The following is a 16,202-nucleotide window of genomic DNA, read 5'->3' on the forward strand; positions in this document are numbered from 1 at the left end:
AGAAAGGCGGGGTTGTCTTACCGTGAACTGTATTGATGGGGAGTTCTTTCTTCATTGCGGTCTGTAGCGGGAGGTGGTTCAGGGGTAAGCGCAGAAATTTCAGCGCGCAATTCCGGGGTCATTTCAATTTCCAGGCATTGGAGAAGTTGTTTTAACTGTTCGGAGTTGCGTGCGCCGATGATTGGAGCCGTAACGGCCGGGTGACTGGCTACCCATGCAACCGCCAGCGGAGCCGGTTCAAAGCCGTGTGAACGAGCCAATTCGCTGAACCGTTCAGCAAGTGTGTATAGCAAAGGGTCGCCGTAACGGGTTTGATACATTTTGTTTTCAACAAGGCGGCCGCTGGGCGGTTTTTTATTCACGCCGTATTTACCGCTTAACAGCCCGCCGCCCAGAGGGCTGTAAGGGATAACGGCCAGCTGTTCGGCTTGTGCCATCGGTAAAATTTCAACCTCTGCCTGTCGTTTGGCAAGGTTGTACATCGGTTGAATCACTTCAATGCCGGCCCAGCCATGTTGGTGAGAAATGGCCAGCGCTTTCATGATTTGCCACGCGGCGAAATTGCTGACCGCAGGATATAAGATCTTTCCCTGCTGAACGAGATCATCCAGCGCGCGTAAAGTTTGTTCTAAATCAGTGAGGTCGTCAAAATGATGGATGAAGTAAACATCAATCCAATCGGTATTCAATCGTTTCAGAGATGCTTCAACAGAACGCAGAATGTGACGACGGGATGCCCCGCGGGCGTTAATATCTTCGCCGGTTGGAAAATAGACTTTGCTGGTGATGATCACCTCATCACGGTGACCGTGAATCAATTGCCCTAGAATTTCTTCGGATCTGCCGCCAGCGTATACATTTGCACAATCAAAGAAGTTGATGCCGGCATCCCGACAAAGTTGGTACAGCTGAGCGGAAGTATGCGGGTCTGCATCACCTCCAAAGGACATTGTACCAAAACACAGTGATGAAACCTGTACGCCTGTTTTGCCTAAGACTGTATATCTCATAGTTCATTCCTGAGGATGAAATTACATAGAGGAGTGTGATAATGAATACATATTGTGAATTGCCGGTCTTTTCAGGTAATCATACCATCATCCGAAATTCACAGATATGACGAATGGTGGTATTCTTTGAATGAATTTTTTGTTATGATAATACCGATTCCAGTATCAAAAAAGAGAATAGATTCTTTTAATCCAGTGCGGTCAAGGGTAGAGAGGCAGTTTCTTTGACCCATCGCCGGCAGATAGTTTTCTTTTTTTGAAATCATCATGGTAGAGCTTTCCATACCGGTAATCCGAACCAAGGTCATTCTTCCACGCCGACGAGCGGATATTCTTACGCGGCAACGGTTGATTTCCACTCTGGATGATCTGAGTGATAATCGCCTGATCATTATTGCCGCACCTGCCGGATATGGGAAGACATCCCTCCTGGTTGATTTTGCTCATCAGACCCCAATGCCGGTTGGCTGGCTCTCTCTTGATGCAATGGATGCCGAGCCACAGCGATTTGTTGCCGGCTTTATTGCTGCTCTTCAAGAAGTTTTTCCAAAATTTGGAAAAACCAGCATTCCGGCAATTAACGGTATGCCTCAGGAGCGTCTGAATCTGGAATCGCTGGTTTCTCTGATTGTTAACGATATTTACGAAACCATTGACGAGCACTTTGTTTTGGTGATTGATGACTACCATCTGGTTGAGAATATTCAGGAAATCAATTATTTCATTAACCGTTTCCTGCTTTTGGCGGATGAAAACTGCCATGTGATGATTTCCTCGAGACGGTTGCTCCCGCTGGCTGATATGCCGTTATTAGTAGCCCGCTCCCTGGTTGGCGGCATCAGCTTTGAGGAACTGGCTTTTCAGCCCGAAGAAATCCAGAATTTATACTTGCAAAATTTTGGCATCTCGCTTTCGGAGCAACAGATTGAAGAACTTTCCCGACTGACAGAAGGATGGATTACGGGGTTGATTCTCTCTACACAGGTTGAAAATGGTCAGGTTAAAACTCGTTTTCAGCCGAAAAAAGTTGCTGGTGTAAGCATTTATGATTATCTTGCCCAACAGGTTTTGGATCAACAAAGGGATGAGCTGAAAAAGTTTCTGTACCGGACTTCCCTCTTCGAGGAATTTAATTCGCAAATTTGTGAAGAAGTGCTTGGAAAAGGCTTGAAGGTTCAAGCCAACTGGCAAATTTTGATGGAGGAAGTTCAAAGAAATAACCTGTTTGTCCTTCCAGTAATCGAAGAAGACCGTATCTGGCTGCGGTATCATCATCTCTTTCGTGATTTTCTCCAAAATCGCTTATTCAAAGAATTCCCTGATGAAGCCCGGCGGATTCTTGACCGACTTTCAGAATATTACCAGGAGGTAGGAGAGTGGGAGCGGGCCTATCACATCTACGACCGGGTGGGAAACAAGGCAGCCAAAGCCCGCCTGATTGAACGAGCCGGTGCGATTCTGGTTTCCAAAGGCAGAATTCTGACCCTGCAAAGCTGGATGGAAGATCTGCCCTCCCTGTATATCGAGCGTTCCCCATTGTTGCTGTCCATTCAAGGGGCAGTGCGGGTGATGCTTGGAGATATTCGTGGCGGAATTGAAGCCTTTGACCTCGCGTTGGGGCTTTGCGGTGAGGATGAGAGCACTCTGGTTGCTCATACATTAATCCGGCGTTCTGGCGCGTTCCGTATGCAGGGTGAATATCGTCGTGCACTGGAAGATGCGGATAAAGCCCTTCAAGTCTTAAGTCATCTTCCAGAGGAAAAGCAATTGTTTGCAAGCGCCCTGCATGCCAAAGGAACGGTATTGCACTATTTGGGAAAAATCAATGAATCGTTGACATGGCTTATTCAGGCCAGAGATATCTTCTTTGATTTAGGTGATGAAGAATCGGCTGCCAAAGTTGCCATGGAAATTGCCATGGTCTATCGTTACCTCGGAAATCTGGAACACGCCGAGAAGATCTACAAAGATACCTTATTGTTTTACCAGAACAGTGGTAACGTTATCTGGCAGGCCAATTTATTGAATAACCTGGGCGTTTTGCATTCTCTGGCAGGATTGTACGAAATCGCCATAGAGGAATTGGAAAAAGCCATACAGTATGCCAGAATGGGAGGATACAGCCGCCTGGAAGCGTATGCATTGACCAGCCTTGGGGATTTGTTCAAGGACGTGGGTGCTTTTGTAGAGGCCGAACAGGCTTATCAAAAAGCCTCGGCATTAATCCAGCAAATCGAAGACCAGTTCCTTCGGTTTTACCTCACGCTGGCAAAGAGCGATTTGCTGCTCGCAAAAGAACAGATTCCCGAAGCGGAAAAAACCTTGCTTTCCGCGTGGCAAACGGCAATGGAGGCGGGTTCACTCTATGAAGAAGCTCTGTGTAAATGGGTATCCGGGAAAATTGCGATAGCCAAAGGGGAGTTTGACATCGCCCGTGACAGTCTCACAGAAGCGGAAAACTATTTCTCAATTGAAAGGCATCATGTGGAAGCCATCCGCTGCCGAATGTTGTTGCTGGTGGTACATGCCCGCGTGGGTAATGAATTGGAGCTGAAGAAACGCATGGAGGAATTGCTGCCGGTAGTGCGGGATGTCAAATTCCATCATTTAATCGGATGCAGTGGTGAACCCCTGGAGCGGATTTTCCAGGGAGACAACGTTTTTTCAGAGGAACTGCGCGTATTATCTGCACCCTATCTGAAGGTGATTCGGCAGCACAACCGCCAGCTACCCAATGTTCGTAAACAACTCAGACAACAATCTCAAGAAGTGCCCGTTTCTCCACCGGAATTGACCATTCTGACTTTTGGAAGGATTCAAGTTTCGCTTGGCGATCACATCATCAGTGGGATGGAGTGGCGTTCTCAAACAGCGCGGGATTTAATGCTGCTTTTAATGCTGCACCCCGAAGGTTTGACCAAGGAACAGATTGGGTTAATTTTCTGGCCGGATATCAGTCCGGCGGAGTTAAAGATTCGATTTAAGAATACCATCTATCGTTTGCGCCACGCAGCCGGGAAAGATGTGGTGGTCTTTGAGGACGACCTTTATTACTTTAACCGCGCAATAGATTACGAAGCCGATTTCGAAACCTTCAATCGCGAAATTCAACTGGCCGGGCTTGCCCGAAAAGCGGAACATGAAATCACCCATTATCGGAGAGCCGTTGAATTGTACAAAGGCGATTTTTTACCGGAAATCAATGAGGAGTGGGTGTTGGGTGAAAGAGAACGTTTGCATCAAAAATTCATGACCGCGCTTAAGCGGTTGGTTGACTTGTATTTGCAAACCTCTCAACCGGTAGAAGCCCTGGTGTTTGCAAATAAATATCTTCAATTTGACGCCGTGAATGAAGAAGTTCATCAAATGATCATGCGCTGTTACGCCAGCATGGGTAATGTGAGAATGGTGGTCAAGCAATATCAGAAATTGAGTTCCCTGCTGGAAAAAGAATTGGGCAGTCAACCCAGCCCGCAAACAGTATCTCTTTACGATTTGCTGACCCGCAATCGCCGCAAAACCGAAGCCGATATCTGAACACATCTTAATAAAATGTTAACCATTCGTTAACATTAAAACACCCAAAAACAGCCTCAAAACCGGTTTACGGAAGCCTCTTTGGAAGCCTACCCCTGATTAAACTGAATTTATCCAAACACAAGAAAAAAGGAGAGGCTGAAATGAAAAAGATCAATTCGCGTGTCGTGTGGTTTGTTTTGACGGTTGCCTTGTTCGTTTTGGGTTCGGGTGCACCGGAAGCTGGCGGCGGCATCATCAACAAAATCATCACTTTCCCGGGTTGGTAATCCTGCGCTAAATTTCTGCTTGAATGATACTCCTTGCAGCGGTCATTGCAGGCCTGACCCTTGGGCTTATTCGAGCAAAAGTCGGCAACCGCCCTTACCGTCCCTTCTCCATGCGCTGGGGTTGGATGGTTCTGGTGGCGCTCATCATCCAGTGGCTTGCTTTTGGGTTTCCCCTCACAAGAGCCATTTACCCGGATGAGGCAGCAAGTATCAGTTTAGTCCTTTCACAATTTATTTTGCTCATTTTTGCATGGTTCAATCGGAAGATTCCCGGTTTCTGGCTGCTGATCACCGGTCTGGTGCTCAATCTATTGGTCATCAGCCTGAACGGCGGCTTTATGCCCATCAGCCCGGAAACTACCCACTGGTTGCGGGGTGACCCTATTTCAGCCGGGTGGGAAGTCGGTGAGCGGTTAGGAACGGGAAAAGATGTTGTGCTCCCGGTTGAACAAACCAAACTCGAATTTCTTTCCGACCGTTTCCGAACACCCGATAACCCGTATTACCGGGTTGCCTTCAGCGCAGGGGATGTATTGATTGCATTTGGAGCATTCTGGTTGTTGTGGTCAGTTGGCGGGCGGTCAGAGCAAAATTCGAGAAAGGAGACTTAGCGATGACACCTACACTTATGGAAACAAGAAAAAGCAATTATCGGGATGTTTCAGAAGAATACGGCCGCATCCTCACCGCAGCGGTAATCAGTGCTCAATTCCGGCAATTACTGCTAAGCAATCCAGCCAAAGCGCTGGCAGCAGGGTTTGGCGGTGAGGCTTTTCAGCTTAGCAGTGAAGACCGTTCTCGTTTGGTTGCCATTCGGGCCACCTCATTGGCAGATTTTGCCTCCCAGTTGAGCGGTTACAACGCAAACCGCTCGGTTCAATCGGCGGTGTGTGGAGATTAAAGGTCGATTCACATTAAAAAGGTATGGGGATATCGGAAATCGTTTCCCTGCCCGTACATCGAAGCCTGCGCTTCAGCTCACAAGGAATGGACTCCATGATTACAGGGAATCTTTACTTTGGCGGTGATTTCTTCAACCGCCTCGCAAAATTAAAAACCCCTCTCGTAACAGAGGTTTGGGGTGAGACGGGCGATCTGGCTGCACAATGGCTGCAGGTTGAAGGATCGTCCAGTTTGCTATTTGAAATTGTGGTCAAAGCAGTTGAATTGCTGGAAGTTAAGCATTGTCAGGTGCTGGTTTTATGTGCAGATGGCACTTTCCACCGACAGGCATATTATCAGGCTCAAACCTTGTTAAGCCGCTCCAACGGCGTTTTACGCAATTATCAACGACTCAATCATTTTCTTCAAAGAGTAGCCCTCAGTGATGGGCCTGTGCTGATTGGTTATCGAGATACATATTTAGGGGCAGAAGAACGTCGTTTGTTAAAACTTCAGTCCAATGAAAATCTGGTGCTCATTCCAATGAGGTTGGAAAGCGAACCGGTCGGTATTTTCGGTCTCTCATTTGACCGGTTCCATTCCATTGAACAGCGCTTACCGTTGGCGATGATGTTCTCCGAACAGGCCGCCCAAGCCATTCAGCGGGAAGGTTTGGCACTGACGGAAGAAGAATCAGCAGTTGAAATTGTGCTGGCCTTAGCCAAGGCTCTTGAGTCCAGAGATCTTTCCACCGGTTCGCATTGTCGTAGAGTAACCCGTACTGCCGAGCAGGTAGCCCTGCGCATGGGGTGTACCTTCCGGGAGATCCAGGATATTCGAAGGGCTGCCTTGCTTCATGACATCGGCAAGATTGGAATTCCGGATCAAATCTTACATAAACCCGGTCCACTCTCCGAGCGTGAATGGGCGATTATGCGTCAGCACCCCGAAATTGGGGCGCGCATCTTGAGGCTGGTGCATGGCTTAACTGAGGTTGCCAGACTGGTGTTGGCACATCATGAACATTACGATGGCTCCGGGTATCCCTATGGTTTGAGCGGGGATGCTATCCCTTTGGGCGCGCGTATTCTCACGGTGGTGGATGCCTTTAGCGCAATGACCACTGACCGCATCTATCGGCCGGCTCTATCCTACCGTGATGCAATAGCAGAATTAAAACGATGTGCAGGTACCGATTTTGATCCGCGGGTTGTGGATGTTTTCCTTGAAATGTTGAATGCAGATTCGGATGGGATGGAAGATGTAGGGTGAAGTCATCCCAATCTTAAGCCGGGTGCCCCGTGCGAAGTGTACAGCGCGACGGGGCACCCAATTTTAATTGATCTTCAGGATCTGCCTTACCCGCTAGAAGCGGCGCGCCGATTAATCAGGCTGATACGGACTTCAGGCAGGTCGGTGTAAAGCAAATACAGGGCTGAAAGAAAAATGCTCAGCAGAGTTAAAAAAACATATGAGGTGTTTAAGCGCACCGAGCCGTCAACAAGAATTGAGGCACGTGGCATGAGCAGCATCAGGCGACTGATGATATTGAAGCCATGAGCAAAGGAAATCAGATACCACGGCCACAGCTGAACTGCCCCACGAAATACCAGTTGAATGGAAGCTACTAACGCCAGAATGGCAAGAAGAAAGGGCAACCACCATTCCTGTGTGGTAGGCGAGTAAGATTCAGGAGGTAACAGTAAAATTGGAAAAAACTGGATAATTAACAAAATAATGACAACCTTCGGTTGGGCTAGTTTTTTCCGCAACATAATTGAATTGCTCCCGATTTGGAATTGAAATAAATGGGAATGACTTACAGGACAATATTACAATTGGTGAGTGTAATTGTCAAGCAATACTGTTGGAAAATGGAGGTAAGTAAACACTTGACAATTTGAGCATGTTTCTCTATTATATGCACTATGCAATTTCAAGCAATATCGAAATTGCTGGTTTTGATTAATTCCCTCTTTTTTTATCGTGAATATGCGAGATTTTGCCTTTCGGGAAGGAGGTGGTATTGTTCTACATAAAAAGGGATTATCAAAGGCGTGGATTGAATTTCATGCCTGACGGGGGATAAAACTTGAATATGTTCATCAATCATTTGCCAATATATGGAGGAGAAAATGCGTTCCGTAAAATTTTTTAGTTTGTTAATTGTGGCTGCCCTGATCCTCTCAGCCTGTGCGCAGGGAGGCAGCACGGGCGGCCAGCAGAAAGAGCTGAAGGTGGCTATTCTGGCTCCGTTATCCGGCCCAGTGCCGACTTTTGGGGTATCCACCCGTGATGGGGCTTTGATGGCGATTGATGAATGGAATGCTAAAGGCGGGGTATTGGGGATGAAGATTGTCCCAATCGTTGAGGACAGCCAGTGTACACCCGACCCTGCCGTCAATGCCGCCAACAAAGTAATTGATCAGGATGGGGTCAAGTTCATCATCGGCGAGGTATGCTCCAAAGCGTCCATTCCGGTATCCGAGATCGCCAATTCCAAGGGCGTTATTCAAATCAGCCCAACTTCCACAAACGCGCAAGTCACCGTGGATGCCAACGGCAATGTGAAACCCTACATCTTCCGTGCCTGCTTCATTGATCCTTTCCAGGGTTATGTGGGCGCCAAATTTGCTATTGATAAATTGGGTGCCAAGACCGCCTTCGTGATGCTGGATCAGGCCAACGACTATGTTAAGGGTCTGGCAACCGAGTTTTCCAAGAATTTTGAGATGATGGGTGGTAAGGTGGTTGGAACTGAGTCCTACACTGCCACTGACACCGACTTCTCGGTCATTCTTGGTAAGATTGCGGATGCTAAACCGGATGTTGTTTACCTGCCTGACTATTACAACATTGTCAACTTGGTCACCAAACAAGCCAAGGAAAAAGGGATCAACGTGCCCTTCGTCGGTGGTGATGGTTGGGATTCGCCTGACCTGGATCTGAACTCTGCTGCAGGCGGCTTCTTCACCAATCACTATTCACCGGATGACCCGCGCCCCGAGGTAGTCAATTTCCTGAAAGCCTACGGCGATAAGTACAAAGATGAAAGCGGTAATCCCAAAGTTCCAGATGCTTTAGCAGCGCTGGCTTATGATGCTGCCAATGTATTGCTGCAGGCGATCAACGATGCGGGTACGACCGATACGGCCAAAGTAAAGGAAACCCTGGAGAAAATTACCTACAAAGGTGTTTCCGGTACCATCACTTTTGATGCCAACCATAACCCGATCAAATCGGCTGCATTACTGGCGGTCAAACCCGACGGGGTTAAATTCGAAACCATTGTTAACCCCTAGTAATCCAAGTGTCTAACCGAACCATGGAGGGCAGCCTCGAGTTGCCCTCCATCTTTGGTTTGATCCTGTTCCCATTGTTTTTATTGCAAGAAACAGGCATTCCCGATTTGGAGGTGCTCGACCGATGCAACAGTTGAGCGGTTCATCTCAAGCAGCAATTCCTGCGCCAACCAGAAAGAAACGACCACCCCTTGCCTGGGTTGGTCAAGCATTTTTTAGTATCCTCGGTATTGTTGTTGCAGTGATTTTGATCAGCAACCTGATCCGCCAGCCAACCCTGTTTGCGCAATTTTTTATCAGCGGGTTGCAATTGGGTTTTGTGTACGCCATGATCGCTTTGGGTTACACGATGGTTTATGGAATTGTCAAACTGATTAATTTTGCCCACGGCGATGTCTTTATGGTAGGTGCTTTTGTATCCTATTTTGCGGTTGCCCGTTTTCGGCTTCATCAATGGCCCCTGGCAGCATTTCCCCAAATTTCACCCGGGCTGGGTGTTGTAATTGGTTCAATTACGGTTATTTTGCTTTCTATGGTAATCTGTTCTGCCTTAGCGGTGACCATTGAACGGGTTGCCTACAAACCCTTGCGAGATGCGCCGCGTATTGCGGCTTTAATCACAGCAATTGGGGTTTCATTTTTCCTAGAATATTTTGGAGCTTTGAATTTTGTTTTTTCACCCCGTTTCATTCCTTATGAACGACCATTTGAAGTTGTGGCGTGGTATATCAAAGATGGGATTCATCTGATCAGACCAGGGGAAGCGCCGCCTGATGGAGCGATTACCTTCTCAAATATTTTAGTGATTATCATGCTGGCTTCAATTCTTGTGCAAATCTTTTTGCAATTTTTGGTTCGGCGCACAAAAATCGGTATTGCCATGCGAGCTTCCTCATACGATAAACCGGCTGCACGGCTGATGGGCATCAACGTTGATTCGGTAATTTCATTTACCTTTGCCATTGGCGCTGCATTTGCCGGTTTGGGTGGTGTCCTGTATGCGATTGCATACAGTTCAATCTGGACTCAGCTGGGAATTTTACCCGGTTTGAAAGCTTTTGTTGCAGCAGTGTTGGGGGGAATTGGGAGTATCCCCGGTGCATTTGTCGGCGCTTTAATCATGGGGCAGGCGGAAGCGATGACGATGGGGTATATCTCCACCCCGATGCGCGATGCGGTTGCCTTCACCATCTTGATTATTGTGCTCCTCATTCGACCAACCGGTATTTTTGGCGAACCGGAAAAAGAAAAGGTATAAAAGGAGAGCCCTAATGGAACTTGGATTTCTCCTCGGTTCAATTTTCAAAATTTTTGCAATTCTGGCTTATTTGTATGGTTTATTGTGGGTGTTGGCGCGACCTAACCGCTGGGTCAAGTTGATTGGGGTGGTGGTCGCTTTTGGCGTGGTGCAACTGGCATTGACGGATTTTGGCGGCTTTCAGGTACTGACCAATTTCGATAGCGGCCTGCTCTTTCAGGCCTGCGCCATGACCATGGTTGCGTTGGGCTTGAATTTAATCTACGGCTTCAATGGACAATTCAGTCTTGGGCAGTGGGGTTTCTATGGAATTGGCGCTTACACCGCTGCGGATATTACCTATCGCTGGGTCAATGGAGATGCAAGAGGTTTGCTGGTAGTGGGTTTTGGTACCATCCTTGGTGGATTGGCGTTGATTTACATTGGACGCTGGTTAAAACGGTTCCGGGGTGTGCCGGTTCTTTCATCTTTTACACTCTATCTTATCGGCGCCATTCTGGCAGGAACTGTGGCGGTATACATTGGGAATGCCTTGAATCCGCTGTTTGAGCCGTTGCTTGGAACCAACCTGAACCCGGGCGTTCTCAATTCACCCCTGGCTCTGCAAATTGTGTTCTTCCTTGCGGTTGTGTTTGCCGGTATTTTCGCGGCGGAAGTGAGCTTTTTGTTTGGTTTACCGGTACTGACGTTGGGCTCAGATTACTTTGGGATTGCGACACTCGGATTTACCATTGTGGTCAATGTTTTGATGATTAACTCGGATACGATCTTGCCCTTCCCCGAAATGAAAGGCGGGCGCGGCATGGTCGGAATTCCGAAACTGACCACCTGGTTCTGGGCGTTTTTCTTTATGATGGCGGTCATTGTCATAATGCGCAACCTGATCCAGTCCAGTACCGGGCGGGCAATCATCTCGGTTCGTGAAGATGAAGTGGCTGCCAAAGCAATGGGAATTGATATTGCCGGGTCGAAGTTAATGGCATTTGTGATTGGCAGTTTCTTTGCCGGCATTGGCGGGGCTGTGTATGCCCACTTCATCGGTTTCCTCAGTCCCGGCACATTCGGCTTCCTCCAATCTTTCAACCCGTTGATTATCATTGTCTTTGGCGGTTTAGGCAGCATGACCGGAACGATAGCAGCCTCATTTGGCTGGATTTTCTTCCTGGAGGGCTTGTTGCGGGTTCTGCTCAGCCAAATGGGCACTGAAGCGCCAACCTGGCGGTTTGTTCTTTATCCCATCACACTTTTGTTGTTGATGCTCATTCGTCCCCAGGGTCTATTGGGGAATATTGAATGGGGCTTTCTCAAACAAAAGACCGTCCTGCCGCGGGCGCAGACAGTAGTGGAAAAACCTGAAGTGGTTGCCAGCGAAGCATGAGGAGACCGTAATAATGTCAACCATGTCAACCATCCTCGAAATCAGTGATTTGACGAAATTCTTTGGCGGGTTGGGCGCCGTCCGCAATTTTGACCTGACCCTTAAAAAAGGTGATTTGAATGGGTTAATTGGCCCAAACGGCGCCGGTAAGACGACCGTTTTCAACCTGATTACAGGCATTTACGAACCAACTGCCGGCGATATTGTGTTCAATAATACTTCGATTGTCGGGTTAGAGCCGTTTGAAATTACTCGTCTCGGAATCGCACGGACTTTTCAAAATATTCGCTTATTTTCCAACCTGACTGTCCTGGATAACGTTCGAATAGCCTATCATCCGCATACCAAATATGGCATAGCAGATGGCATCCTTCACAATCATAAGTATGATGTTCATGAAAGAGAATTAACCGAAAAGGCACAAGAATTTTTGGCGATTTTTGGTTTGGAAAATCTGCAAAACGAAATTGCCAAAAATCTGCCTTACGGTCAACAACGGCGGGTAGAGATTGCCCGTGCGCTGGCCTGCGAACCGCGGTTACTGCTGCTGGATGAACCGGCGGCCGGCATGAACCCGCGCGAAATTCTGGAATTGATGGACTTGATCCACTTCATCCATGATCGTTTCGATCTGACCATTTTGCTGATCGAGCATCAAATGCGTGTCGTAATGGGAATTTGTAAGTACATCACGGTAATGGATTTTGGTCAGGTGATTGCGCGCGGTACGCCAAAAGAGATTCAGGAGAATGAACGGGTGATTGAGGCTTATTTGGGAAAAGGAGCCGGTCATGCTGCTTGAAGTTCAAGACTTAAATGTATTCTATGGGGCAATTCATGCTTTACAGGGTGTATCCTTCCATGTGGAGGAAGGTGAAATTGTGACCCTGATTGGTGCCAATGGTGCTGGAAAATCCACCACGCTGCGCACCATTTCTGGTTTGCTGCGCTCCCGCACGGGGCATATCAAGTTCAAAGGGCAGGATATTTCCATGCTTCCGGCCGACCAGATTGTACGGCTGGGAATCAGTCATGTGCCTGAAGGACGAAAAATCTTTGCGCCGTTAACAGTCAAAGAAAACCTGTTAATGGGAGCCTATACCCGCAAAGACCCCAATGAAATTGAACGTTCGATGCAACGTGTTTTTACCAGTTTTCCGCGGTTGAAGGAGCGTTTGAATCAGTTGGGAGGCACACTCTCCGGAGGCGAACAGCAGATGCTGGCAACCGGACGCGGTTTGATGAGCCGTCCGACATTGCTGATGATGGATGAACCCTCGATGGGATTAAGCCCCATTCTGGTTGAAGAAATTTTCAACATTATCAAGGACATCAACTCGCAAGGAACCAGCATTTTACTGGTGGAGCAAAACGCTCAAATGGCGCTTTCAATTTCTCATCGGGCGTATGTCTTGGAAACCGGGCGGATTGTTCTTTCGGGAACTGCCAGGGAAATTGCTGAAAATCCACGAGTGAAAGAGGCCTATTTAGGCGTATAAAGCAGATACCGGGCTGGCCTGTAAGCCGCATTCTGTCCATCCGCAGGGTATCCCTGATGGGACGGCTGCAGATGGGGTGATCATCTCTCTGGACCGGCTGTTACCAGACGGTTCTATGCAGCCTACCCGGAACTCAAACGGGACGAGCAGCCCCTCGTTCCTGCTTGGCTTTGCTCCCGGCGGGGGTTGCCTGGCAGCCGCATTACTGCGGACTCCGGTGGTCTCTTACACCACCTTTTCACCCTTGCTGCCCAAAACAGGCAGCGGTTTGTTTCTGTGGCCCGATCCAGCGGGTTACCCCGCTCCGGGTGTTACCCGGCGCCGTGCTCTGTGGAGTGCGGACTTTCCTCAGCAGTACAAAGATGCACTGCCGCGATCACCCGGCCAGCCCGGTTAATTAGAATATACCCTAAGAAATGCCAAACGTAAAGTATAATCTACACAAGCCAAATATTTTTTCGGAGGGAACCATGCGTACACCATTAATCGCGGGAAACTGGAAGATGAATAAAACTGTGGAACAGGCCCGTGCCCTGGTAGCCGAGATGCTGCCCGGGCTGCAGACCGTTTCGACAGTTGAGCGGGTGCTGTGTCCGCCATTTACAGCGCTGATGCCAATTTCCGCTATGCTGGTGGGAACAGAGATTGGCCTTGGAGCGCAAAACATGTACTGGGAGGCTCAGGGGGCTTTTACCGGTGAGGTTTCACCGGCGATGATCAAGGAGTTTTGCCAGTATGTGATTATCGGACATTCTGAACGGCGTACCTATTTTGGGGAAACCGATCAGACGGTCAACAAGAAAGTGCATGCCGCTCTGTCAAATCAATTAATTCCGATTGTTTGTGTTGGAGAAACGCTGGAAGAAAACGAAGCCGGCCGCACAGCGGAAGTGGTTGCCCGCCAGGTTTGTGATGGTTTGAAGGATGTACCCAAAGATCAGGCCACAAAACTGGTAATTGCATACGAACCGGTTTGGGCGATTGGCACGGGTAGGGCAGCCAGCGGGGAGGTGGCTAATCGTGTGCTGGCGGAAATCATTCGACCGGCACTGGCTGGTTTATTTGATACCCCAACTGCTCAACAAATTCGGATTTTGTATGGCGGGTCAGTTACGGCTGGGAACGCACAGGAATTTTTTGGTCAGCCTGAAATAGACGGTGCACTGGTCGGCGGTGCGAGCCTGAAAGCCGCTGAATTCGTCAACATCGTCGCTGCCGCTGCAAAGTGAGTTGGCTTCAACCCTATAGCGGGCTGATCCTTTTTATCCTTAGCCTGCTGTTTTTTCTCGTGGTGCAGCGCAGGCTGCACCGCGAGATTCAGGGGGTGTTTCTGCTGCTGACACGCAGTCCGGCGCTGGCTTTAGGATTATTTGCATTGTTGTTTTTTCCCGGTGTTTTGATTCATGAAACCAGTCACTGGATTACGGCTAAACTTGTGGGAGTGCGTACCGGAAAATTTTCGCTCATTCCCCAATTGCAGCCGGATGGAACTTTGCGGTTGGGATATGTGGAAGCGGCCCCTGCCGACGTTTTCCGCGAGACATTAATTGGAGCAGCGCCTTTTATCAGCGGTGTGCTCACGGTTGGCTGGATTGCTGTTTTCCCTTTGGATATTTTTCGGTTTGGTCAAATTCAAACGGGAGTAAGATTGAACGAGCTTTGGGGTGGATTGGCTGATATGGTAAAAATGCCAGATTTTTGGTTATGGTTTTATCTAGCTTTTACGATCAGTTCCACCATGCTGCCTTCGGCATCCGACCGGCGTGCGTGGCTGCCGAGCACGCTGATTATCGGGATCATTCTTATAATTTTCTTGATTGCCGGAGTTGGAGAATGGTTGCTGGTTTTGGTTGATCCAATCAACCGAGTTTTAGGTGCCGTTGCTCTTGTGTTTGGGTTTTCTCTGGTATTGCACTTATTCCTGATTCTGCCATTCTGGCTCTTACGGAAATTGTTAAGTAAAGCGACTGGATTAGAGGTAATTTGACAAACATCATCCATTATCAAGGAGTAAGGTTAGGTGAAAAAATGCTATCTTTTGAGTAGAATGGTGGATGAGATAAGGAGAATACCCCCTTGCTAATCGATTCCTTCGGCAGACAAATTACCTATTTGCGAATTTCTGTAACCGATCGGTGCAATTTTCGCTGCGTCTATTGCATGCCGCCGCAAGGTGTACCTTATGTTCCGCACGAACGTATCATGCGCTATGAGGAAATTGCGGCATTGGTGGCGGTGGCTGCCCGGTTGGGTATTCGGAAAGTGCGCATCACCGGCGGTGAGCCTCTGGTACGGGCCGACTTGCCCAGACTGGTTCAGATGATTTCTGCTATTGAGGGAATTGAGGATATCAGTCTCACTACTAACGGTATTTTGCTGGAAAAATATGCCGGCGCGCTTGCCCAAGCGGGTTTAAAGCGCGTGAATGTCAGTCTGGATACATTGAATGCTGAAAAATTTGCCAGGATCACCCGCGGAGGAAATCTGGAGAATGTCTTGAGGGGGATTGCTGCGGCGGAGGTGTGTGGGTTAACGCCGATCAAAATCAACACGGTCATCATGCGCGGGATTAACGATGATGAGTTGGTTGATCTGGCAAAATTGACCCTGAAACATACCTGGAATTTGCGCTTTATTGAATTGATGCCGATTGAAAATCAGCAGTCATGGGGCGAAGGGTTTCCCCCGCCAGAGCAAATTTTTATGCCCGTCAGTGAGGTCATGGCTTTGTTGCAACCTTTGGGTTTAGAGCCAGCCATTTTGGAAAACGATTCCGGACCGGCAAGACCTTATCGGCTGAAAGGGGGCATGGGGACGGTTGGTTTTATTTCACCATTAACCGAGCAGCACTTTTGCCAGCGCTGCAATCGCATCCGCCTGACGGCAGACGGCCATTTACGCCCTTGCTTGATGAGCGACCTGGAAATTCCGGTTTTACCGGCTCTGCGAGCTGGAAAACCAATTGAATCTCTGTTGGAGGAAGCGCTACAAAAGAAACCAGCTGGACATCAACTGGCCAGCCACATAAGCCCAAATGGAAGGTGTATGATTCAGATTGGGGGCTAAT

General features: G+C 48.5%; 15 protein-coding genes and 1 other RNA gene. 13 read left to right on the forward strand and 3 right to left on the reverse strand.

Features of this window, described 5'->3' with window-relative positions; all coding sequences use genetic code 11:
• Nucleotides 1-17 precede the first annotated feature (17 nt).
• Nucleotides 18-1,010, reverse strand: coding sequence for an aldo/keto reductase (locus tag ACWIZX_RS04275; protein WP_448334904.1), 993 nt, complete (start codon nt 1,008-1,010; stop codon nt 18-20).
• A gap of 267 nt (nt 1,011-1,277) precedes the next feature.
• Between ACWIZX_RS04275 and ACWIZX_RS04280 the strand changes: the two genes are divergently transcribed.
• From ACWIZX_RS04280 to ACWIZX_RS04300, 5 genes are all read left to right on the forward strand, one after another.
• A complete protein-coding gene (locus ACWIZX_RS04280; RefSeq protein WP_448334905.1) occupies nt 1,278-4,547 on the forward strand; it encodes a tetratricopeptide repeat protein in 3,270 nt (1,089 codons plus the stop codon).
• A 143-nt stretch (nt 4,548-4,690) separates the two neighbouring features.
• Nucleotides 4,691-4,816, forward strand: coding sequence for a hypothetical protein (locus ACWIZX_RS04285; protein ID WP_448334906.1), 126 nt, complete (start codon nt 4,691-4,693; stop codon nt 4,814-4,816).
• Nucleotides 4,817-4,839: 23 nt separating this feature from the next.
• Nucleotides 4,840-5,427 carry a DUF5317 domain-containing protein gene (locus ACWIZX_RS04290; RefSeq protein ID WP_448334907.1) on the forward strand — a complete coding sequence of 196 codons (588 nt, stop codon included), beginning with the start codon at nt 4,840-4,842 and terminating at the stop codon, nt 5,425-5,427.
• A 2-nt stretch (nt 5,428-5,429) separates the two neighbouring features.
• A complete protein-coding gene (locus ACWIZX_RS04295) occupies nt 5,430-5,717 on the forward strand; it encodes a hypothetical protein (protein WP_322791309.1) in 288 nt (95 codons plus the stop codon).
• Nucleotides 5,718-5,812: 95 nt separating this feature from the next.
• Nucleotides 5,813-6,970: an HD-GYP domain-containing protein gene (locus ACWIZX_RS04300; RefSeq protein ID WP_448334908.1), complete on the forward strand. Its 1,158-nt coding sequence runs from the start codon at nt 5,813-5,815 to the stop codon at nt 6,968-6,970.
• 86 nt (nt 6,971-7,056) lie between these two features.
• Here the strand turns inward: ACWIZX_RS04300 and ACWIZX_RS04305 are convergent, their stop codons facing one another.
• A complete protein-coding gene (locus tag ACWIZX_RS04305) occupies nt 7,057-7,356 on the reverse strand; it encodes a hypothetical protein (RefSeq protein WP_448334909.1) in 300 nt (99 codons plus the stop codon).
• A 477-nt stretch (nt 7,357-7,833) separates the two neighbouring features.
• On the opposite strand from ACWIZX_RS04305, the gene ACWIZX_RS04310 reads away from it, so the two are divergent.
• From ACWIZX_RS04310 to ACWIZX_RS04330, 5 genes are all read left to right on the forward strand, one after another.
• On the forward strand, nt 7,834-9,000 hold the full coding sequence (locus ACWIZX_RS04310; protein WP_448334910.1) for an ABC transporter substrate-binding protein: 1,167 nt from the start codon (nt 7,834-7,836) through the stop codon (nt 8,998-9,000).
• 124 nt (nt 9,001-9,124) lie between these two features.
• A complete protein-coding gene (locus ACWIZX_RS04315; protein WP_448334911.1) occupies nt 9,125-10,258 on the forward strand; it encodes a branched-chain amino acid ABC transporter permease in 1,134 nt (377 codons plus the stop codon).
• 13 nt (nt 10,259-10,271) lie between these two features.
• The gene (locus ACWIZX_RS04320) at nt 10,272-11,636 is read left to right on the forward strand and encodes a branched-chain amino acid ABC transporter permease (RefSeq protein WP_322791488.1); all 1,365 of its coding nucleotides are present in this window, start codon (nt 10,272-10,274) and stop codon (nt 11,634-11,636) included.
• Nucleotides 11,637-11,658: 22 nt separating this feature from the next.
• Nucleotides 11,659-12,438: an ABC transporter ATP-binding protein gene (locus tag ACWIZX_RS04325; RefSeq protein ID WP_416181005.1), complete on the forward strand. Its 780-nt coding sequence runs from the start codon at nt 11,659-11,661 to the stop codon at nt 12,436-12,438.
• Nucleotides 12,428-13,135, forward strand: a complete 708-nt coding sequence (locus ACWIZX_RS04330) for an ABC transporter ATP-binding protein (RefSeq protein ID WP_448334912.1) — start codon at nt 12,428-12,430, stop codon at nt 13,133-13,135. The genes ACWIZX_RS04325 and ACWIZX_RS04330 overlap by 11 nt, the downstream gene beginning before the upstream one ends.
• A 5-nt stretch (nt 13,136-13,140) precedes the next feature.
• Here the strand turns inward: ACWIZX_RS04330 and rnpB are convergent.
• Nucleotides 13,141-13,527: RNase P RNA component class A (gene rnpB / locus ACWIZX_RS04335), an RNA gene on the reverse strand.
• A gap of 78 nt (nt 13,528-13,605) precedes the next feature.
• Between rnpB and tpiA the strand changes: the two genes are divergently transcribed.
• The 3 genes from tpiA (at nt 13,606) to moaA (ending at nt 16,201) form a co-directional block, all read left to right on the forward strand.
• Nucleotides 13,606-14,364, forward strand: a complete 759-nt coding sequence (gene tpiA / locus ACWIZX_RS04340; RefSeq protein WP_448334913.1) for a triose-phosphate isomerase — start codon at nt 13,606-13,608, stop codon at nt 14,362-14,364.
• On the forward strand, nt 14,361-15,122 hold the full coding sequence (locus ACWIZX_RS04345) for a hypothetical protein (protein ID WP_448334914.1): 762 nt from the start codon (nt 14,361-14,363) through the stop codon (nt 15,120-15,122). The genes tpiA and ACWIZX_RS04345 overlap by 4 nt, the downstream gene beginning before the upstream one ends.
• An 89-nt stretch (nt 15,123-15,211) precedes the next feature.
• Complete coding sequence (gene moaA / locus ACWIZX_RS04350) at nt 15,212-16,201, forward strand: GTP 3',8-cyclase MoaA (RefSeq protein ID WP_448334915.1); 990 nt, start codon at nt 15,212-15,214, stop codon at nt 16,199-16,201.
• Nucleotide 16,202: the final 1 nt, after the last annotated feature.

Source organism: Bellilinea sp. (genome assembly GCF_053501535.1).